The following is a 19,032-nucleotide window of genomic DNA, read 5'->3' as shown; positions in this document are numbered from 1 at the left end:
ACTGGACGTCGTCAGCCGGAAAATGCGGATGCTCCACCCGAAACAGCAACCCCGGAGCCGGGCCCAGGGCGCGGGCAAGTCGAAACGGCCAGGTTCCCGCCGGCCTCACCCACCCACCTGGCCTGGGTGCGGGCGGGTTGGCCGGCGGTGCGGTGCGGGCCTGCCCCCGATCACTTACCCGGTGCCCGTCCGCGGTTCGCCGTCGCCCCCGCACGTGCCATACCGCGTAACGTCGGCCATGGAGCCAGGAGGCTACCTGCTCCTAACACTGTCCTCGCCACGACCGTGCAGCAGTGGGAGGTGTCCGTCACCAGCGGAGTTCCCCCGTATCAGGGCGCGCCATCGTTTGCGCGACTCTGCTGCCACTGGTCGACAACCTGCTGGAGGGTCTCGCTCATCAGGGTCAGGAAGTCGGCGGAGTCACTGAAGCGGGCGCCGGCCGGGGTGCAGGGTCCGAGGGCTCCGGCGGCGCTGCGCAGTTCGGTCACCAAACCCCTGTGGAGCTGGACTGCCGTCAGGATGGAGCGGAGCCAGATCTCGCCGTCGATGGCGTAGCGCTCGCGGCGCTCGCCGGGAGGTCGTTCCCGCCGGAGCAGGCCCTGCTGCTCGAGGAAGGCGACGGAGTGCGATACGGACGCCGGGCTGACCCGCAGCTGCTGGACCAGGTCGGCGGCAGTGAGGGTGCCGGAGTCGGTGACGAGCAGGCAGACCAGCACCTTACTGGGCGTTTCGTCCCCGGTTTCGAGGCTCAGGTTCCACGCCAGGTCGGGGTGGCCTCGCCGGCGAGTCGGCGGGTCATTAGGTTGATCATCGCGATGTGGACCATGGCTTCTGAGCGTTCGGGGAGGGCTTCGTAGTCGCGGGCGAGGCGGCGGTGGTTCATGAGCCAGCCGAACGTTCGCTCGACGACCCAGCGGCGGGGCTGGACGACGAATCCCCTGGTCGCGGGGTCTCGGCGGACGATCTCGACGTCGATGCCGAGCGTGGCGCCGTGTTCGACGACGGCGGTCTTGTAGCCCATGTCGACCCAGGCCTTGCGGACGGCCGGGTGGTCGGCCGCGACCGCGGTCAACAGCTGTCGGCCGGCAGAGTTGTCCTGAACACTCGCGGCGGTGACCAGCACCACGAGCAGCAGGCCGATCGTGTCGGTGACGATGTTCCGTTTCCTGCCTGCGATCTTCTTCCCGGCGTCGATGCCCTGTGAGGTGGCGGGGACGTTGGTGGAGGTCTTCACGCTCTGCGAGTCGACGATGCAGGCCGTCGGCTCCGGTTCTCGCCCTTCGGCGGCGCGGACCAGGCGTCGGAGAAGTCCGTTGAGCTGCTCGAACACTCCTCCTTCTGCCAGCGGGCGAAGTAGGCGTAAGCGGTTTCCCAGGGCGGGTAGTCGTGTGGGAGGTAGCGCCAGGGGATGCCGGTGCGGTCGACATAGAGGATCGCGTCCAGCAGATCGCGAAGCTCGTGCTCCGGCGGCCGGCCGAACGCGAGGGCACGTTCGGTCCGAGCCCGGCGCCAGGCGGTCAGGGTGGGTTCGACCAGGGCCCAGCGGGCATCGGACAGGTCACTCGGATACGGTCGACGATCCGTCATGATGACGGCATACTGCGGAATCCTTGCTCTGCCCAGGGGGCGAGACCTTCGCCGGACAGATCCGCTTATCCCTGACTTCCAGGGATGAGACAGGAGGAAGCGCACAGTTCCGGCGGACATTCGCGGAACAGTGGCACTCCTGTCACCAGGGCCTCAAGCGCCACCGACCACGAGCAGCCTGGGTACCCTGAAAACCGGGATCAACAGCCCATTCACGAGCTAAACGCCCAGTTACTGGGTGTTTCGCCCATGAAAGCGCTGGTTTATGCTGGTTTTCGAGCTGTCCGGTCGGAGTCTGTAGGACGTCTTCTGAGGTTGGCGCGACCGGTGTGGCGTGTGCACACGAAAGTTCGCCGGAGATGCGTACTCCGTCCTGTCTCATTCCAAGAAGCCGGCCTCGATGGCATCTGTCCCCGCAGTTGCGAGGTCCATGGCCAAGGCGGTGATCCCGCGGTATGCCGTCATCATGACGGTCCGTCGACCGTATCCGAGCGACCTGTCCGACGCCCGCTGGGCCCTGATCGAACCCGCCCTGACCGCCTGGCGCCAGGAACGCACCACACGCGCCCTGGCCTTCGGCCGGCCACCCGAACACGACCTGCGCGACCTCCTCGACGCAATCCTCCACGTCGACCGCACCGGCATCCCCTGGCGCTACCTGCCACACGACTACCCGCCCTGGGAAACCGTCTACGCCTACTTCGCCCGCTGGCAGAAGGAAGGAGTGTTCGAGCAGCTCAACGGCCTGTTACGACGCCTGGTCCGTGCTGCCGAAGGCCGGGCTTTGCGGTTTCCTCGCGCGTCGTATCGGGGCGCTACGACCCGATCACGCACATCGACGTGCGAGGAACGAATTCGACGCGCGAGGAATTGACGCACCACCAGGGGCCTGGCCGTCCGTCCACCGGCCCGGGCCACGGCTGGTGGGTCAGGTGGGTGTGGTGGCGATGACGCCGGCGGCGCGGGTCGCGGTGAGGATGCCCAGGAGGTAGCCGTCGTCGTCGGTGACGGCCACAGCCCTCCGGCATACCGGCCGCGTGGCCGGCACCGGTACGCTCGACGTGCACTCGGCTGCGCCACGCAGCCATGGCCGGCGACAGGAGCCCGCGCATCGCCATCACCGACCCGACCGTCCACGGGAGTGGTCACGACAGCGCAGGCGGGCTCCCGGCCGCGGCAGGGCGCCGCCCGTTGCCACAGCGCCCGGCCGTTTCCACTCCGACGCTCTGGCAGGCAGCCGGCGTCCTGATGGAGCGCTATCGGCTTGCCAACGGTGCCGACACGGTGGACCTGATCGAGGCCGCCGCGCGACTCCATCACCTGCCGCCTCAGGTTGTGGCCGAGGCCGTGATCGCCGCACCGCGCCCCGCCGACCGCCACCGGCTGTGGTTCCCCCGTCAGAACCGGCCGGGCGCGCCCGACTCCTCGTACTGGGAGAGGTCGGGCGCCGACACCACCGACCGGGGAACCGTCCTGCGGGTCGCCCTCGCCCGCACGGTGGACATCAGTGGCTGCGCGCGGGCCGACCTGCAGGTCCTCGACCCACTGCACGACACGCTCGTGATCGAGGAACAGCAGGGCTTCGACCAGCCGTTCCTAGACTTCTTCGCCCGGGTCTCCCCCGCCACCAAGAGCGCCTGCTCCGCGGCCCGGGTCCGCGGCCGACGGGTCACCGTCGCCGACACGGCGACCGACCCCCTGTTCTCGTACGCCCCCACCCGGGAGGCACTGCTCGCAGCGGGCAGCCGCGCCGTGCAGAGCACCCTCTCCTCATCCTCGGCCGCTGCCTCGGGATCGTGTCGACGCACCACACCCGCCCCGGACACACCCCCAGCAGTATCGAGGAGACCGCCCTCGACGTCCTGGCCCGCCACACTGCGGTCTGGCTGAACTGGCACCTGCGTGACACCCTGCTGAACGCGCTGGAGCACCTCCACCGTGCGGCGGGCGAACGCTGATGCGCACCAGCCTGGGCTGACCGGTCGTCCAGGGGCGGGTCCCGGGTCGATCCTTCGGGGACGGGCAAACGGCGACCAGCCGGCCGGTGCGCAGGCGTGTGCCGAGTGCGCGATCGCTGCGGTGCGCGAGGAAGTCGCTCGCCCCCACCGCGCGCACGGCGACGGTCAGCAGCAGGACGGGGTCCAGCAGTCCGGCACGGGTACGCGCCGGCCGTCAGCATCAGGGGGAGGGTAAAGCCGAAGACTCCGACGAGCAGGACCGACTCGGCGAGGTGTGGATGGTCGCGGCCACGATGGGGTAGACGGCGGTGGCGGGCACGTGTCCGCGAACGGCTGTCGGGGGGGCATTGGCCGGCTCCGGCGGTGGCGTCCCGCCGCCCGCGGAAAGCGGGTGCCGGCTTGGTGGCCAGACTCCGGCGGGCGGAAGGTCGGCCACACCCTCCGGTAGCCGTTCCGGTCGCCGGCCATCACCTCGTCCACCTCCCGCTGGCGACGCAGCCGGGCCCGGGAAGCCAGCAAGCTCCGGGCCGTGCCGCGTCCCGTGGTAGGCGCAGTAGCTCAGAACGCCGCCCTCCGTGACGGTCTCGACTCGTCACGACCTGGTGCTCCTCTGCCGCGTGCGAATTGAGGCCGGCATCCGCATCACTCGGCTGGCCGGGACAGACTCGTCAGCCGGTGCGCGTGAGTCGTCCTCGCTCCCGGGCACCGCCCCGGCCTGGCGTGGCGGTTCTTGCATTGCGGATCTTGAGTGCCTGGACTGTGCGGTGTCGGCGCACATTCGTTCAGGTGCACGGTGCCGTTGTCGAGCCGGCTGGGGTGCGGCGCTGGGTTGGGGTGGCCGGGTCGGGCGTGCCCGGCCACCCCAACCACGCCCCGGCGCCAGCCCTACAGGTTCTTCTCGTTACGTCTTGCGCAGGAGCTCGTCATCCGGGCAGAAGGTGCCCGGATCGTCGAAGAGGCACAGGACATAGCCATGGACCCGGTTGACGGTCGCGTCCACGGAGCACACGGCGCCCCCCGGTTGCTCCCCCGGGCGGTGCGCCGGCCGGGGCCGCTGGACGACGGGGAGATGTACGAGCGGGTGGCCGCGATGACCGGCCTCGGCGAGGAGCAGCTGAGCAGAGCGGTTGCCTGGCAGCAGAGCCGACACTCGTAGGAGCGCGTCCCACGCGCGGACGAATCGGGGCCCGTCGGTGCGCTTCGACTGTCCCGTTCGTAGTGGCGTTTCGGGGGCCGCCCGGAGGTGGGTTGGTGGTCCCGCGTGGCGGAAGTCGGACTGTGAGGGCCGGTCGGCTTTGCGTGGTCTGCGGGCGCGGAGCCGTGCGCCGGGGGCGGGGTCAGAGGGTGGCGTAGACGATGGTGTTGGCGGTGTAGGTGTGCTCGGCGGGGTTCCAGTTGCTGCAGGTGATGAGGCGGAGCTGGGGTGTGGTAGTGGGGCCGTAGACGTCTTCGGTGGGGAAGGCGTCTTTGGGGTAGGTGCGCACCGCGTTGATGGTGTAGGTGCGGGTGTGGTGGTCGGTGGTGGTGAGGGTGATGTGCTGGCCGGGGCGGAGGTCGCCGAGGCGGTAGAAGACGGCGGGACCGATGTTCGTGTAGTCGACGTGGCCGGTGATGACGATCGGGTTGGTCCAGGCGGGGGTGGTGGTGTACCAGCCGGCGTGGTCGGGGCGGTCGGGTGGTGCGAGGGCGCCCTGGTCGTCGAGGGTGAGTGGGTCGAGCGGGGTGTGGACGTCGATGTCGGGGATGTCGAGGGTGGTGGGGGTCGGGGGCGGGCCGTCGGGCAGCGCGGGGGCGGTCCTGGTGGGGGTGAGGGTGCCGGCGGCGGTGGCGGGAGGCACGGGTGGCGGTGCGTTTTGATGAGTGGCGGCGACGGTGAGGGCGGTTGTGCCGGCGAGGGCGAGGACGGCGGCGAGCGCCACGGCGGTAGTGCCGCCGCGGCGCTCGCCGGACCGGGGTTTCCGGTGTGCCATGCGGGATGGCCGTTCAGATGAGGTCGGCGGCCGGGGCCGTGGGCGCGGCGTCGTCGGTGTGCTTGCGGCGCCTTGCCCACAGCAGGGTGCCGGCCGCTGCGGCGAGGGCGGTGGCTCCGCCGGCGGCGAGGGCGGTGTGGGCGGGCTGCTGGGTGGCGCCGGTGCCGGCCGCGATCGCGCCCATGGGCATGACGGGGTGGGGCTCGTCGGTTCCGGCGAGGGTCTGGAACCACAGGAAGACGTTGGTGGGGATCGGCGCGGTCACGCCCGCGTTGGGGTCGGCGGCGAGTTTGGTGACGGTGGCCAGGTCCTTGCCCTCTTCGATCTTCTTGAACGATTCGGGGTTGGTGACGCCGATGACGTAGACCGGCCACCATTCGGGGCGGTCCATGTTGCGGTCGGTGATGATGTGGTCGTGCCCGGGCAGGGGGACGTCCTTCAGCGCGTCGGCGGGCTTGCCCAGGGCCGAGGCCAGGCGGGACAGGTCGATGTTGTCCGGGTGGTCGATGCACGGCCCGGTCGGGCACTGGACGGTGGGTGCGGGGCTGAACAGCGGCACCGGGATGTAGAGCGGGTCGGTGAACTTGTCCGACGTGGTGCCGGGCGGCACGTTCTTGTATTTCTCCCCGACCTCGCAGCCGTTGGACGCGCCGGAGGTGACGGCGGTGTCGCAGAAGAAGTTCTGGGTGTAGAGGAACTTGACGTCCTTGCCCTCGTACCAGCCGTCGGTGACGCCGATGTTGCGGCACACGTCCTGCGGCTCGCCGGTCATGCACGGGTTGTTCAGCGGCTGGACGGTGCGGGTGCCCTGCGGGCCGGGCCCGAACCCGCCGGCCCCGGCCCCGGCCCCGGCGCCGCCGCCCATGCCGTCGGCCAGGGCGGGGGCGCCGGCGGTGGCTATGGTCACGAGAACGGTGGCGGTGCAGGCCGCGGCGCGGGCCAGACGGCGGTGGACGAGGGTGTTCATGCGGTCCTCTTCTCTCCCGGGGGCCGAGCGGGCCGGGCTGGCGCCGCATCCACGGGTCCCGGGTGCTGCCGCACGATCCCCGAGGGAATCGCCTGCGGCCTCTTCTGACTACTGGCAGTGCCCTGGTGATCGCCTGTGGTGCTGGGCCGGTGGGGTGAGCAGGTTCGCCCGTGCGGCGCATCCCCGGCAGGATCGGATGTGGCGATGGTCGGCCGCGGGCTACGGTCGAGCGCAGGCCGCACATCGCGCGGACGGGCCACCGTCACCGGGAGAGGGACGAGTGCTAGCCCTCTCGGTGCGGTCCTTGCCACCGAATCCTGCCGGTCCAGGGCGGCCACTGCCGAGCCGGAGTGAGGGCAACCGATCAGCTGATCGACGGAGGTTCTGTGCGCCTGACCCGCCGTGGTATCCAGGTCGTGCTGGGCCTGTTGTGGCTGCTGGACGGGGCGTTGCAGTTCCAGCCCTTCATGCTGACCACCGGATTCGCTGATCAGATCATCGCTCCCACCGCGGACGGCCAGCCCGCCTTCGTGGCGGGGCCGGTGCACTGGGCCGCCGACCTGAGCGTGGCCGCGCCGGCCCTGTGGGACGTGCTGTTCGCGCTCACGCAGCTGCTGCTCGGCGCCGCACTGCTTGTGCCGCGCACCGCACGGCTCGCGCTGGTCGCCTCCGTCGGATGGGCCCTGTCCGTGTGGTGGCTCGGGGAAGGACTCGGCGGACTGGCCGGCGGACACGCGCTGATGCTCACCGGCGCGCCCGGGGCCGTCCTCCCTCCTGTATGCGGTTCTCGCCGCCGTCGCCTGGCCCGCCCGGGACGATGACGGGCCGTCCCAGTCCAGCGAGCCCCCGCCGGCCTGGACCGCGCAGGCCTGGGCCGTGCTGTGGGTGGGCAGCGCCGTACTGCAGGCCCTTCCGGGCAACAGCACCGTCGGCGCCCTGACCGCCGGCACCGACGACTTCAACGGCTGGATCGGGCACCTCGACCACACCGTCGCCCTGAACCTCGGCCACGCGGAAACCGCCGTCAACGTGGCCGTCGCCGCGCTGCAGGCCGCCATCGGCCTGGCCGCCCTCCGCCCGGGCAGGTTGCGCACCGCCGCGGCATGGACCGGCGCCGGCCTCTCACTCATCTACTGGGTCGCCGGGCAGGGACTGGGGCAACTGTCCACCGGCCAGGCCACCGACCCGAACACCGCGCCCCTGATCGTCCTTTTCGCCTGCGCGCTGGCAAGCACCACCCCCGCTGCCGCCCTGAGCGACGCGGACCGGCCATCCGTGCCCGGCCGGACCGCGCCCTCCTGACCCACCGCCTTGTCCGGACCGGCGTGGGGAACGCTCCGCCACCGAGCGGCCGGACAGTGACAGGGGCGATGGCTGACGGGCCGCCGCCGGTGGACACGGTCCGGCCCGAAAGTGCTCTCATGTGCCGGGCCTCGGCCGTCGTCCGGCCGTCCGGCGCGCCGAGGAGATGGAGGCCGCGCCGGACCGTAGGGTCGGTGACAGGAGTGCGATGTCCATCCAGCTCCGCTCCGGGCCCGGTCCCTGTCGTCGCAGCGGCCGGGCCAGGGGCAGCTGCGAGGTGACCCCTGAGATGTGGACACACCTGACAATGGATCTTGTTGGTCCAGGAAGGTGAATCTGCATGGCACGGCCCTCGAAGTACAGTGCGGAGTTCCGGTCGGACGCGGTGGCGTTGTGGCGGGCCTCGGCCGGGCGGCGGACGTTCAAGGACGTCGCGGCCGATCTGAACGTCAACCCCGGGACGCTGCGGACCTGGGTTCGCGCCGCCGACGTCGATGGTCTCCAGGCCGGACGGAGCGGGGGTTCCTCGGATGATCTCCGGGTGGAGAACGCCCGGCTGCGGGCGGAGAACGCGCGGCCGGCGAAAGCGGAGAAGGAGTGGGAGCTCGAGCGGGAGATCCTGCGGCGGGCGGCCCAGTATTTCGCGAGGGAGATGAAGTGAGAGCCCGCCGCTGGGACTTCATCTCCGCCAACGCCGAGGACTTCGGCGTCCAGCGGCTGTGCCGGATACTCGGGGCCTCCCGGTCCGGCTACTACCGGTGGCTCGCCGGCGCCCGGGCCCGTGCCGCGCGCCAGACCGCCGACCATGCCCTGGCGGAGGAGATCCGGGAAATCCACTCCGAGCACCGCGAGGCCTATGGGGCCCGGCGGGTCCACGCCGAGTTGCGGGGCCGTGGCCGGGCGGTGAACCGCAAGCGGGTGGCGAGGCTGATGCGCGAGCGGCGGATCACCGGCCGGCACCTGCGGCGCCGCAAGCGCACCACGGTCCCGGAGCCGGTCGCACCGCCTGTGCCGGACTTGATCGAGCGGGACTTCACCGCCGAGCGCCTGGACGAGCGCTGGTGCGGCGACATCACGTACATCCGGGCCGACAGTCGTGGCTGTTCCTGGCCTGTGTGATCGACATCCGCTCGCGCCGGGTGGTCGGCTGGTCGATGGCCACGCACATGCGGGCCTCACTGGTCATCGACGCGATCGAGGCCGCGGTCGCCGCGAGGGGCGGCGACGTCACCGGAGTGATCTTCCACGCGGACCGCGGATCGCAATATACGTCCGTCGCGTTCGCCGAGGTCTGCGACCGCCACGGGATCCGCCGCTCGATGGGCCGCGTCGGCTCGTCCTATGACAACGCCCTGGCGGAGAGCCTGTGGCAGAGCCTCAAGCGCGAGGCCCTGCACGGGATCCCGCTCACAACGGTGGCCCGGACCAGGCTCGAGGTGTTCCGCTGGCTCACCTACTACAACACCCGACGGCGCCACAGCGCCCTCGGCTACCTCTCACCACTCGAGTTCGAACAGCGACACCACGCCCCGGCTAAACTCTCCCTCGCGGCATGAAACCCCTGTGTCCACACTCCGGGGGCCACCTCACCCCTCACCCACCCCCGCCGCAAGTACACCCTCGCCGTGTGCGCTCCCGACCACGACGCCATGCTCGGCACCGTCGGCCTCCTGGTCGAGGACTACGGCCGCAACGCCATGCTGACCTCCGTCGTCCTGCTGCCCGGCTCGCCCGCCAGAGGCCACGTCCACGAAGCCGCCCGCCTCCAGATCGCCTACAGCTTCGGCCCGCTCGGCCTGCACCGCATCTGGGCCGGACACCGCACCGACCACCAACACATGCCCCCACTCATGCTGGCCGCAGGACTGCACCCCGAAGCAACCCTGCGCCAACTGTTCCGCACCCAGGGCTGCTGGCACGACGTGGCTACCTACGCCGCCCTCGCCCCCGACTGGAAACGCCAGGCCACACCCGCAGAACTCGCTGTCCTCGACACGCCCACCCCCGTGGCCGGGTAGCGACCACGCCGGTACAGCCCCGCTCCAGACGTCTGCAGCGGACGGACCGCGCCTGAGCGGACCGGCGGGATGGCCGCAGTGCGCACGGGCTGACGCCCTTGATCTCTCTGGCTGTTGCTCTATCGATCTTGGTGGGCGTGAGTTCGAGTCTGCCGACTCGGTCGGGTGATCTTCTGGTCGGCAGGGCATGAAAGTGGGACCTCCTGCACAGCTCGTGGGTGTCGAATCCAGTCGAGCAACAGGAGGCCCCTGGTGCTGCAGTCTTCCGTGTCCGCGTCGTTGTCGTCCAACTCCGATGCCCTGTCGTGTGATTGTCTCGCTCACCGGTTCGGAAACGCCGGGGATCGGCCGCACAGGCGTCCGAGGTATCCCTCGGACATGACCGACGCGGAGTGGGCCGTCGTGCGCGACGCGATGCCCGTGCCGGCCTGGCTGGAAGGCCGCGGCGGGCAGCCGGAGGGCTACTGCCACCGGCAGCTGGTCGATGCGGTGCGCTACCTGGTCGCGGGCGGCATCGCCTGGAGGGCGGTGCCCGCGGACTTCCCCGCCTGGGACCGCGTCTACGCGTTCTTCCGGCGCTGGCGGGACAACGGCCTGGTCGTGGAGTTCCACGACCGGTTGCGGGACCGGGTGAGGCGGGCCGTGGGCCGTGATCCGGAGCCGACCGCGGGGATCATCGACGCGCAGTCGGTGAAGGGGGCCGCGTCGGTGCCGGCTGCCAGCCGGGGGTTCGACGGCGGGAAGAAGGTGAACGGCCGCAAGAGGAACATCGTGGTGGACACCCTCGGGCTGCTGCTGGCGGTGATGGTCACCGCGGCATCCGTCACCGACCGCGAGGCCGGCTGGACGCTGCTGGAGCGACTGCGTGAGCGGCACTGGCGCATCACGCCGGTGTGGGCGGACGGTGGCTACACCGGGCGCCTGGTCGACCTCGCCCGCGATGTCCTGCGGATCGCGCTGACCGTGGTCAAACGAAGCGACGACGCCACGGGCTTCGTGGTGCTGCCGAAAAGGTGGCTGGTGGAACGGACGTTCGCCTGGCTGATGCACTCACGCCGCCTCGCCCGCGACTACGAGATGCGCACCGACACCTCCGAGGCGATGATCCGGTGGTCGATGACCATGGTCATGAGCCGCCGCCTCGCCCGGCCACCGGCCTGAACATCCCCGGACGGTCCTCGGCCAGCCAGCCCCGCGCGGCCAGGCGCTTCACCTTCGACCGCACTCTCTCCACCTTCGCCGCGACCACCTCCAGACCCAGGGCCGCCGCGAGCTGCCGACAGTCCATCTCCGCTCCGCTCCCCGCCAGGACCTCCACGAGCCGCTGGTAGTCCGGCGCCAGCGCACCCGGATCGAGACCTTCCCTCCAGAGCGGCACCACCGATCCCGGCACCGCCCCGGTGACCCGTGCAGGCCGTTCACCGGCCACCCCGGCCGACGGCGTCTCCTCGCCCACAGGAGGTTCCGCCAGGACTTCGGCCACCGTCTGACGGGCGATCACGAACCGCTCCCATGCTGCCTCGGCCTCCCGCAGCTCGGCCTGCAAGACCTCTACCCGCTGCCGGGCAGCACGCTCGCGCTCCTCCAGCAGCCCCATCACCGACGGCATCCGACACCCCCACCGAAGAGACGACACGACACCCCGTCTCTGCCACCGAGGCACCAGCACTATGCCTGACCAGCGGAAACGCACCCGTCACTATCGGAAAGACAACGGCTTCTCTGACCAGCTCAAATGGAACAACCCGCAGGAACGGCTGCTGCCGGAACTGGTGAACATCCGTCGGAACTCGTGAACAAGGCCAGTCCGGCCGTTGAATCCCCTCGCGGCGGCCGGACTCGCTGAGGTCACCGCTGCTCGGGGTTGTGTTCAGTCGATCAAGGGGGCGCAACGTGGGCATGCCCATCACCACCCGGGCTGGCGGCCGGCCGGGCCGAGAGTGTGGTGGGCGATCAGGCGGGTGGGGTCGAGGCGGGCTCGGGGTTGGGGGAGTGGGTTCGGGCGTGGGTGACGGCGTCGTCGAGGACGGCACAGAGCCGGGCGAGGTCGGTGGGGTCGAACATGGCGGCGGCGGGCAGCGCGAGGGCGAGGGCGCCGATGGTGCCCAGGGTGAGGGTCTCGGTGGGGGTGAGGGTGATCGGCTGCTGCGTTCGGCGGGCTCCGAGCAGGACGTAGCCATCAAGGCGGTAGCGGGTCTCCCAGCCGACGCCGCCGAGGTAGCCGTCGGTGGGGTCGAGGTCGGCGCCCGCGCGGGAGACGGCGCAGGCGAACCGTTCCAGGACGGCCGCGTGTTCGGGCTCGCTCTGCCGCTCGGCGACCCGGCGTACCCAGGCTGCGGCGCGTTCGGTGCTTGCGGCGGCCTCGGCGAGGATCCCGCCGCGCGGGCCGCGGCCGGAGGGACCGCTGGCCACATCAGGATCGCTTTCGCCCGCCCCGTTCGGCGGCGCAACCCAGGACAGAGCAGAACGTCTCATACGGACAACAACCACTGAAGCCCCCGGCCGGTCACGGCTCGTTCCATCCGGCCAGCGCATCCCGAAGACCGCGCGCCGCCACAGCCCGACCCCGGGCGCGGACCACCGCCGTCATCACCACGGGCGATCCGCACCTGCCAGGGCCCCGCGCCTTGGCTCGCGACCGCCATCCCCCTGGCCGCAACCGGACTGGCTGAGAGCCCCGACACCTCGTGCCCGCTCGTCCAGATCGCCGTCGGCCGCGACGGGCCTGGCCGGCCTGCTGCACCAAGCCGCTGCGACCCCCAGGGCTGGCCAGGGAGGGCAGTTGACGTGGGGCCTGTACGGCGACCGGTGCGCAGCGAGAGCAGTGGACCGGTGCGCCGCAGCGGCACCTTCACCCCGAGGGTGGGCAACCGGTGGCTGCCTGGATCCGGCCGCCGCCGGTCACGTCCGGGCGACTGTACCGCCGGCCGCGGCCCGGGGCAGGACCGCCGTCGCCGGGAGCCCGTGGCGCAGAGCGTCTTCGTTGACCAGGGGCCACGGGTTTTGCGGGTCGGTGGTGAGGACGGCGTGGGTGCCGCGGCGGGCCTGCTCGCTGCGCCGGTAGTCGGCGGCCAGCGGGATGCCGAAGTACAGGGCTGCCGACCCGTCGGGAAGGGACGGGTTGGCGACCGCGCCGTCGCGCAGGCACCAGGCGTGCTCGAAGACCGGCCATGCCGTCAGGCCGGGTACCAGGACGAAGCCCTCGACGTAGGTGGCGTCGGTGGCCTCGGCGTAGTCGGTGGCGGCGGCGAAGCACCGGCCGGGCGCCCAATGCTCCCGGTCTCCGGGCCACGGCGCGGGCGGCAGCATGATGCCGAGCTCGCGGACGGCCTGCGCGAACGACCGGTAGCGCCAGCCCTCCACGCCGGCCTGCAGCTGCGCGAGGATGTCCACCCAGCGGAGCATGGTGCCCTCGGCGTCCGATTCCTGTGCCATGTGCGTCCCTCTGGTCCTTCCTGTGCGTTCGCGGTGACTGGGCTGCCCATGGCCGCGGCCGCCGGACCGGGCCCCACTGCCGGAGGGCCTGTCTCGGCGCGGCGTCGGGCCGGTGCCGTCCAACCCCTTCGGGGTCAGGCGATGCGGCCGAGGTTCAGGACGACGATGGTCACGGTGTCGTCGGTGATCTCGTACAGGACGCGGTAGCGGCCGACGTGCAGGCGGCGCAGGCCGGGGATCCGTACTCGGCGGTGCCGGTGGGGCGGGGATTGTCGGCGAGGAGATCGACGGCGTCGATGACCTGGCGCAGCCCGTCGTGGTCGTCCTTGAGGAAGCGGGCGGCCGCGTTGATCGCGTGCTCGTCCCAGACGATCCGGTGGGTCACCCGCGCTCCAGCCCCAGCATCGCGCGCACCTCGTCATGGGCGACATTGCGCTGGGTGCCGGCCGCTTGGCGGTTGCGGTACTCGGCGAGGGCGAGGGCCTCTTCGATCTCGGCGAGCTCGACCGGGTTGATGAGTACGGCGGCGGGCTGGCCGTGGTCGGTGATGACGATCCGCTCGCGGCCGTGGGAGGCCCGGCGGACCAGCGAGCCGAACTTGGCCCGCGCCTCGGTGATCGGCAACATGTCGCTCATGGCAGAAGTGTACGCTTTACGCTGCTTTCGCGTGCGTGGCTCTCCGGCGCGACCAGCCCCGCCTGCAGAGGAGCACGGACCACCGGCCGGAGGCCGAGAGAGGCCTTCCGGTGTGCTTCCGGGTGCCCCCTGTGGCCCGGCATGGGGGCGGCCTGTGTTGAGAGAGCTGTCGGAGGTTGTCCGGCCGGACAGCGAGGAGATCCTGATGAGCCGTCCGAAGCCGCCGCTCCCCACCCCGGTCCAGTTCCTGGTCGCACCCCGCATGATGCGCCGGATGGGACTGTGGATGGGCGACCACGGCCTGACCTTCGAGGAGGCCCGGCGCTGGCACGTCGCCTGGACGATGCTGCGCATCTGTCGACCACCTACAGGCGCAGGTGGCGGCGCACCGCGCCCGCGGAGCTCCGGGTGCAGGCGAACCCGGTCTACTTCGACCCTCGGAAGTTGCCCGAGGGCACGCCCGGCCGCACCGTTCCCGAGGTCCTCGCGCGGATGGCGGCCGACAAGGACCGGACGCCGTGAAGCGCCAGTGGCCGCGCGTGACGACGCGCGCGGCCGCCGCAGCGCGCACCTGTCCCCGGGAAGATCAGCTCTCGGCCGGGGCGGCACCGGGGTGCTGCTCGGCGAAGACGTCCAGCTTCTTCCCGAACAATGCGTCCGCCTCGCCTGTGGGGAAGACAGTCTTCGCGCAGGCGTGCCGGCAGATCGGCGACGGGCCGGTCATCGGCAACGCCGGCTCCCGCCGGTCTGCCGCCGGCGGGGGTTCAGGGGCGGGTGGCGGTGACCACCCATGCCGCGGTGCGGAGTTCGACGCCGGTGGGCCGCTCGTACGGGGCCAGGGCGGTGGTCAACGCGTCCCGCACCAGGTCGGCGCCGGCCCGGCCGTCGGTGGCCGCGGGATCGAGGAGGCCTGTCAGGTGTCGGAGGGGACCGGAGGCCAGGAGGTGTTCGGCGGCGTCCTGGACGTCCCGGCCGAACCGTCCGGGGGCCTCGGCGGGTTCGATGCGCACGTCGGTGAAGGCGGCCGCGCCGAGAATTCGGCGGATCTCGGCGGGGTCGGAGAGCGAGAACATGCCGCGGCCCGCGGGCGTGCCGTCGGCCTGCGGCGGGAGCGGCAGCGCGGCCCGGACGGCTGCGAACGCCTGCACCCATTCGGTGCGGGCGGGGTCGGACATGGAGACGAAGGCGATCCGGCCGCCCGGGCGCAGGGCCCGGCCGATGTTGCCGAACGCGGCAGCCGGATCGTCGAAGAACATGATGCCGAAGCGGCTGATCGCCACGTCGAAACCGGCGGTCGGCAGCGGGTGGACCTGGGCGTCGACCTGTTCGAACGTGATCCGATGCAGGCCCTCCCCGGCGGCCAGGGTGCGGGCCCGGTCGAGCATCGGGCCGGAGAGGTCGAGGCCCAGGACGGAGCCGTTGCCGGCGGCCCGGGCGGCGAGCCGGGTGGTCTGGCCGGCGCCGCAGCCGACGTCGAGCACGCGCTCCGTTCCAGCGGTCGTGGTGATCGCTCCAGTGTTGGCCCTCCTCGCCGTTCCAGGCCTCCAACTGCTGGGTGTTGACGAGCTCGCGCATGGTCCCGCTCCTGCCGGAGAGCTAGTATGGGCATCTGCCCATTCGACGGTATGGGCAAATGCCCATCAGTGCAAGCCCTGAGCGGAGAACCGATGTCACCACGCGGCGTAGCCATCCCTGACGCACGGGAACGACTCTTCGCGGCGGCCGAACGCGTCCTCGCCCGGGAGGGGACGGCCGGGTTGACCAACCGTGCCGTCACCGAGGAGGCCGACTGCGCGAAGGGCCTGCTGTACAACCACTTCACCGACCTGGACGACTTCGTCGCCCAGCTCGTCCTGGACCGCTTCGAGCGGATCGCCGCCGAAGTCCGTCCACTGCCGGAGCGAGCCGGTCACGGCACGGTGCAGGACAACCTGACCCGTGCCGCGCTCGCGATGCTCGGTGCGAACGGGCCGGTCATCACCGCGGCGGCGATGTCCCGGCAGGAGGTCGTGCACCGGGTGCGGGAGGCCTGGAGCACCGGCGCCCCCGGCCCGGGCGCGGTCGAGGACGCGCTCGCCCGCTACCTGGAGGCCGAGCAGCGACTCGGCCGGGTGCCCGCGGGCGCCGACTGCCCGATGCTGGCGCTCGCCCTCGCGGGCACGATCCACCACCTGCTCATGCACGGCAGTACGCAGGCGCACGACAACCCCCGCCTCGTCGCCCGCCTCGTCGCCGCGCTCGTCGTCGCACCCAGCGGCCCCGGCCGCTCCGCTTGAACGGCATGCGACCTGCGCAGCTGACACCCGGCTGGCGGGGCCGCGTGCCCGGTACGGACTCCCGTGCCGGGCACGCAGTGTTCACGGGCCCGGCCCGCAAACCCGGCCGACGGCGGAAGAACCGTCGCGGAGCACCGCTTGGCAAATTCAACCGTTCCCATTCGCCGGCCCGTACCTGCTGGGATGCCGGCACGTTCGGGTGACGGATGTTCTGCGGCCGGCATGCCGTCGCCCACCTCGGCGTCCAGGATCCGCCGCCGCTTCGGGCGTCCGGGCCTCAGCGTGGCCCGCGCCCGCCGCGGGAGAGGTCGGCATGGGCCTCGATCACCAGCCGGCGCAGCGCGGGCGCAGCGTGCGGATGGTCGGTGAGCCACTGCTCCGCCAGGGCGAGGGCGTCAGGCTGAAACACAGGGAAGAGGTGGGTCACGACCGGCACCGCAGTCTCGATGGGCAGTTTGGCCCACAGGTCGGTGAGCTCTTTGAAGTACCGGTTGGCGTAGGGCGCGATGAGGTGCTGCTGCCCGGGCTTGTGGAAGGCGGCAGCGACGGCCTGCGTCGTGGCGTTGCCGAGGATGGCCGACTTTGTCACCGCGGCCCAGGCCTCGGCCTTGGCCGCCGCCGTCGGACGCGCGGTGCGGCACCGTGCGAAGCAGCGGTGGCCCGCCGCGCTGTCGTCGTGGGCGGCCTCTAGCTCCAACTCTTCGTCGTCGGTGCGGCCGTGGGCGGCCAAGGCCTCCAGCAGGGCCCAGCGCAGCTCCTGGTTGTCGGTTTCGGCGAGGAGTCCCTGCAGCAGAGTGAGATCTGCATCGCGGGCGGCAATCGAAGCGAGGAAGCGGGTCCAGGCTTGGTGCCGGTCTGCGCCGGGCTCGGCCAGACGAATCTCGGCAACGGCGGCATCGGCGAGGCGAGCGCCCGCTGCTTGTCGGCGTTCCGGGTCGACGAAGAAGAGCAGGGCTTCGCGGGACCAGGTGTGCAGAGTCTGAAGCAGCCCGATCTCGGACTCACGTCCGGCGAATCCGGCCACCAGGTCGAGGAATTCCTCTGCAGCGAAGGCGCCGTCGCACGTCAGGTCCCACAAGCCGGTCCAGCCCAGGGCACGCGCCAGCGGGTCGGCCAGGTCGCCCAGGTGGCGGCGAAGGGTTGCCAGGGATCGGGCGTCGAAGCGGAGCTTGGCGTAACTGAGGTCGTCGTCGTTGGCGAGGACCAGGTCCGGACGCTCGGCGCCCACGAGTCCGTTAATCGGGGTGAGTCTGCCGTGAAGGTCGGTTTCGGCACGGGCGTAGCGGATCAGTGCGCCTTCGGCGTTGAGGCGATAGAGGCCGACCGCGACGCGGTGCGGGCGCAGCGGCTCGCCCTGCTGTTCAATGACAACTTCGCGAATCCGGCCGTCCGCGCCGCAACGAATGTGCGGGGTGAACGCGTTGACGCCGCTGCTCTGCAGCCAGGCCTGGGCCCAGTCGGTGAGGTCGCGGCCGGAGGACTCCTCCAGGGCGGACAGCAGGTCGTGCATGGTGGCATTGCCGAAAGCGTGGCGTTCGAAGTAGCGACGGACTCCTTGCGGAATGCGTCCTGTCCGACGTAGGCGACGAGCTGCTTGAGCACCGCTGCGCCTTTGGCGTAGGTGATGCCGTCGAAATGGAGCTTGGCGTCCTGCAGGTCGTGGATGTCCGCGGTGACCGGGTGGGTGCTGGGGCGCTGGTCGACGCGGTGGGCCCAGCCCTTACGGCGATTGGCGAAGGTGGTCCACGCCTCGGTGTACCGGGTGGCCTCCGCCGATGCGAAAGCTCCCATGAATTCGGCGAAGGATTCCTTGAGCCACAGGTCGTCCCACCAACGGGGGTGACGAGGTTGCCGAACCACATATGCGCCATTTCGTGCAGCAGGATGTTGGCACGGTACTCGTAGGCGGAGCGGGTCGCCCTGCTCCGGAACAGGAAGTCCTCGCGGAAGGTGACCAGCCCGGGGTTTTCCATGGCGCCGATGTTGTGCTCGGGAACGAATACCTGGTCGTATTTACCGAAAGGGTAGGGGAATTCGAACTGCTTGGTGTAGAAGTCCAGGCCCTGGCGGGTGAGGGTGAGGATCTCGTCGGTGTCGAGGTACGGCGCGAGGGAAGCCCGGCAGAGGACGGCGAGGGGTATGTGCTGCACGCCTCCGTTCGGCAGGACGCGCCGGTAGTGGTCGCGTACCACGTGGTACGGGCCGGCGGCGACGGCGGTGAGGTAGCTGGGGAGCGGCAGGGTCGGGGTGAAGTGCCAGGTTGCGAGGGGGGCTCGTTGTCACCGGGCTCGGGGAGCGGGGCTGCGGGTACGGTGTTGCCCAGCACCGTCCATGCTTCGGGGGCGGTAACGTGGAAGGTGAATGCGCCCTTGAGGTCGGGCTGTTCGAAGACGGCGAAGACTCGGCGGGCGTCCGCGGGTTCGAGGTGGGTGTGCAGGTAGACCTGCCCGTCTTCGGGGTCGGTGAAGCGGTGCAGGCCCTGCCCGGTGCTGGAGAATGCGCAGCGGGCGATCACCGTCAGGTCGTTTTCCTCCTCCAGTCCGTCGAGGAGGATGCGCGTGCCGTCGAAGACGACTTCGGGGTCGAGGCTGCGGCCGTTGAGGACGACCGCGTCGACAGTCGAGGCGAGCAGGTCGGCGAAGGTGGATGCGCCGGGCTCGGCGCAGCGGAAGCGAATCCGGGTGACCGAGCGGAAAGTGTCCCGATCCGGATGGACCGCGTTGCGCAGGTCCAGGGACACGTCGTAGGCGTCGGTGGCGAGCAGTCGGGCCCGTTCGCGGGCCTCGCTGCGCGTCAGGGTCTCGCCGGGCAACTCTTTCTCCTCGTGGGGTGCAGATGGTGGTGGGCGGCGCGCAGGGGGAGGGTCTCCGGCCCCGAGGGCAT

At 71.1% G+C, this 19,032-nt stretch carries 16 protein-coding genes and 5 pseudogenes; 9 read left to right on the top strand and 12 right to left on the bottom strand.

Going from position 1 to position 19,032, the window contains the following annotated elements; all coding sequences use genetic code 11:
• Nucleotides 1–329: 329 nt before the first annotated feature.
• A complete protein-coding gene (locus ABEB13_RS00475; RefSeq protein ID WP_345703734.1) occupies nucleotides 330–716 on the bottom strand; it encodes a MarR family transcriptional regulator in 387 nt (128 codons plus the stop codon).
• A gap of 32 nt (nucleotides 717–748) precedes the next feature.
• A pseudogene (locus ABEB13_RS00470) lies at nucleotides 749–1,587 on the bottom strand (IS5 family transposase).
• 466 nt (nucleotides 1,588–2,053) lie between these two features.
• Here ABEB13_RS00470 and ABEB13_RS00465 point away from each other — a divergent pair.
• From ABEB13_RS00465 to ABEB13_RS00455, 3 genes and pseudogenes are all read left to right on the top strand, one after another.
• Nucleotides 2,054–2,368: pseudogene (locus ABEB13_RS00465) on the top strand (transposase); the annotation flags it as partial.
• Nucleotides 2,369–2,835: 467 nt separating this feature from the next.
• On the top strand, nucleotides 2,836–3,477 hold the full coding sequence (locus ABEB13_RS00460) for a hypothetical protein (protein ID WP_345703733.1): 642 nt from the start codon (nucleotides 2,836–2,838) through the stop codon (nucleotides 3,475–3,477).
• Between the two features lie 1,041 nt (nucleotides 3,478–4,518).
• Nucleotides 4,519–4,701 carry a hypothetical protein gene (locus ABEB13_RS00455; RefSeq protein ID WP_345703732.1) on the top strand — a complete coding sequence of 61 codons (183 nt, stop codon included), beginning with the start codon at nucleotides 4,519–4,521 and terminating at the stop codon, nucleotides 4,699–4,701.
• A 181-nt stretch (nucleotides 4,702–4,882) separates the two neighbouring features.
• On the opposite strand, the gene ABEB13_RS00450 is transcribed toward ABEB13_RS00455, so the two are convergent.
• Nucleotides 4,883–5,464, bottom strand: coding sequence for a sortase domain-containing protein (locus ABEB13_RS00450; protein WP_345703731.1), 582 nt, complete (start codon nucleotides 5,462–5,464; stop codon nucleotides 4,883–4,885).
• Nucleotides 5,465–5,528: 64 nt separating this feature from the next.
• Nucleotides 5,529–6,482, bottom strand: coding sequence for a hypothetical protein (locus ABEB13_RS00445; protein ID WP_345703730.1), 954 nt, complete (start codon nucleotides 6,480–6,482; stop codon nucleotides 5,529–5,531).
• A gap of 386 nt (nucleotides 6,483–6,868) precedes the next feature.
• Here ABEB13_RS00445 and ABEB13_RS00440 point away from each other — a divergent pair, with 386 nt between their 5' ends.
• The 5 genes and pseudogenes from ABEB13_RS00440 (at nucleotide 6,869) to ABEB13_RS00420 (ending at nucleotide 10,963) form a co-directional block, all read left to right on the top strand.
• On the top strand, nucleotides 6,869–7,303 hold the full coding sequence (locus ABEB13_RS00440; RefSeq protein WP_345703729.1) for a hypothetical protein: 435 nt from the start codon (nucleotides 6,869–6,871) through the stop codon (nucleotides 7,301–7,303).
• A gap of 64 nt (nucleotides 7,304–7,367) precedes the next feature.
• A complete protein-coding gene (locus ABEB13_RS00435) occupies nucleotides 7,368–7,784 on the top strand; it encodes a hypothetical protein (RefSeq protein WP_345703728.1) in 417 nt (138 codons plus the stop codon).
• A 340-nt stretch (nucleotides 7,785–8,124) separates the two neighbouring features.
• Nucleotides 8,125–9,340 (top strand): annotated as a pseudogene (locus ABEB13_RS00430) (IS3 family transposase).
• Nucleotides 9,341–9,409: 69 nt separating this feature from the next.
• Nucleotides 9,410–9,802, top strand: a complete 393-nt coding sequence (locus ABEB13_RS00425) for a GNAT family N-acetyltransferase (protein ID WP_345703727.1) — start codon at nucleotides 9,410–9,412, stop codon at nucleotides 9,800–9,802.
• A gap of 378 nt (nucleotides 9,803–10,180) precedes the next feature.
• Entirely contained in the window at nucleotides 10,181–10,963 is a 783-nt protein-coding gene (locus ABEB13_RS00420) for an IS5 family transposase (RefSeq protein ID WP_345703726.1), read from the top strand.
• Here the strand turns inward: ABEB13_RS00420 and ABEB13_RS00415 are convergent.
• The 7 genes and pseudogenes from ABEB13_RS00415 to ABEB13_RS00385 form a co-directional block, all read right to left on the bottom strand.
• Nucleotides 10,929–11,411: a hypothetical protein gene (locus tag ABEB13_RS00415; protein ID WP_345703725.1), complete on the bottom strand. Its 483-nt coding sequence runs from the start codon at nucleotides 11,409–11,411 to the stop codon at nucleotides 10,929–10,931. The genes ABEB13_RS00420 and ABEB13_RS00415 overlap by 35 nt on opposite strands.
• A gap of 344 nt (nucleotides 11,412–11,755) precedes the next feature.
• On the bottom strand, nucleotides 11,756–12,214 hold the full coding sequence (locus ABEB13_RS00410) for a hypothetical protein (protein WP_345703724.1): 459 nt from the start codon (nucleotides 12,212–12,214) through the stop codon (nucleotides 11,756–11,758).
• A gap of 489 nt (nucleotides 12,215–12,703) precedes the next feature.
• Nucleotides 12,704–13,237 (bottom strand): hypothetical protein, encoded by a 534-nt coding sequence (locus ABEB13_RS00405; RefSeq protein ID WP_345703723.1) that lies wholly within the window; start codon nucleotides 13,235–13,237, stop codon nucleotides 12,704–12,706.
• 134 nt (nucleotides 13,238–13,371) lie between these two features.
• Nucleotides 13,372–13,622 (bottom strand): annotated as a pseudogene (locus ABEB13_RS00400) (type II toxin-antitoxin system RelE family toxin).
• On the bottom strand, nucleotides 13,619–13,873 hold the full coding sequence (locus tag ABEB13_RS00395; RefSeq protein WP_345703722.1) for a type II toxin-antitoxin system Phd/YefM family antitoxin: 255 nt from the start codon (nucleotides 13,871–13,873) through the stop codon (nucleotides 13,619–13,621). The pseudogene ABEB13_RS00400 and the gene ABEB13_RS00395 overlap by 4 nt, the downstream one beginning before the upstream one ends.
• Nucleotides 13,874–14,459: 586 nt before the next feature.
• Entirely contained in the window at nucleotides 14,460–14,597 is a 138-nt protein-coding gene (locus tag ABEB13_RS00390) for a hypothetical protein (RefSeq protein ID WP_345703721.1), read from the bottom strand.
• 40 nt (nucleotides 14,598–14,637) lie between these two features.
• Nucleotides 14,638–15,354, bottom strand: coding sequence for a class I SAM-dependent methyltransferase (locus tag ABEB13_RS00385; protein WP_345703720.1), 717 nt, complete (start codon nucleotides 15,352–15,354; stop codon nucleotides 14,638–14,640).
• A 144-nt stretch (nucleotides 15,355–15,498) separates the two neighbouring features.
• Here ABEB13_RS00385 and ABEB13_RS00380 point away from each other — a divergent pair, with 144 nt between their 5' ends.
• Complete coding sequence (locus ABEB13_RS00380) at nucleotides 15,499–16,149, top strand: TetR/AcrR family transcriptional regulator (RefSeq protein ID WP_345703719.1); 651 nt, start codon at nucleotides 15,499–15,501, stop codon at nucleotides 16,147–16,149.
• A gap of 277 nt (nucleotides 16,150–16,426) precedes the next feature.
• Here the strand turns inward: ABEB13_RS00380 and pepN are convergent.
• Nucleotides 16,427–18,961, bottom strand: a pseudogene (gene pepN, locus ABEB13_RS00375) (aminopeptidase N).
• Nucleotides 18,962–19,032 lie beyond the last annotated feature (71 nt).

Origin of the sequence: Kitasatospora paranensis (genome assembly GCF_039544005.1) — a bacterium.
Lineage (GTDB): Bacteria > Actinomycetota > Actinomycetes > Streptomycetales > Streptomycetaceae > Kitasatospora > Kitasatospora paranensis.
The sequence above is the reverse complement of the archived record's forward strand: the minus strand, read 5'-3'. Positions and strand labels throughout refer to the sequence as shown.

Coding starts and splice junctions, on each gene's coding strand:
- ABEB13_RS00460 (WP_345703733.1), top strand. CDS start 2,836: ATGGAGCGCTATCGGCTTGCCAACGGTGCCGACACGGTGGACCTGATC.
- ABEB13_RS00455 (WP_345703732.1), top strand. CDS start 4,519: ATGGACCCGGTTGACGGTCGCGTCCACGGAGCACACGGCGCCCCCCGG.
- ABEB13_RS00445 (WP_345703730.1), bottom strand. CDS start 6,482: ATGAACACCCTCGTCCACCGCCGTCTGGCCCGCGCCGCGGCCTGCACC.
- ABEB13_RS00420 (WP_345703726.1), top strand. CDS start 10,181: ATGACCGACGCGGAGTGGGCCGTCGTGCGCGACGCGATGCCCGTGCCG.
- ABEB13_RS00415 (WP_345703725.1), bottom strand. CDS start 11,411: ATGCCGTCGGTGATGGGGCTGCTGGAGGAGCGCGAGCGTGCTGCCCGG.
- ABEB13_RS00405 (WP_345703723.1), bottom strand. CDS start 13,237: ATGGCACAGGAATCGGACGCCGAGGGCACCATGCTCCGCTGGGTGGAC.
- ABEB13_RS00395 (WP_345703722.1), bottom strand. CDS start 13,873: ATGAGCGACATGTTGCCGATCACCGAGGCGCGGGCCAAGTTCGGCTCG.
- ABEB13_RS00390 (WP_345703721.1), bottom strand. CDS start 14,597: ATGACCGGCCCGTCGCCGATCTGCCGGCACGCCTGCGCGAAGACTGTC.
- ABEB13_RS00380 (WP_345703719.1), top strand. CDS start 15,499: ATGGGCAAATGCCCATCAGTGCAAGCCCTGAGCGGAGAACCGATGTCA.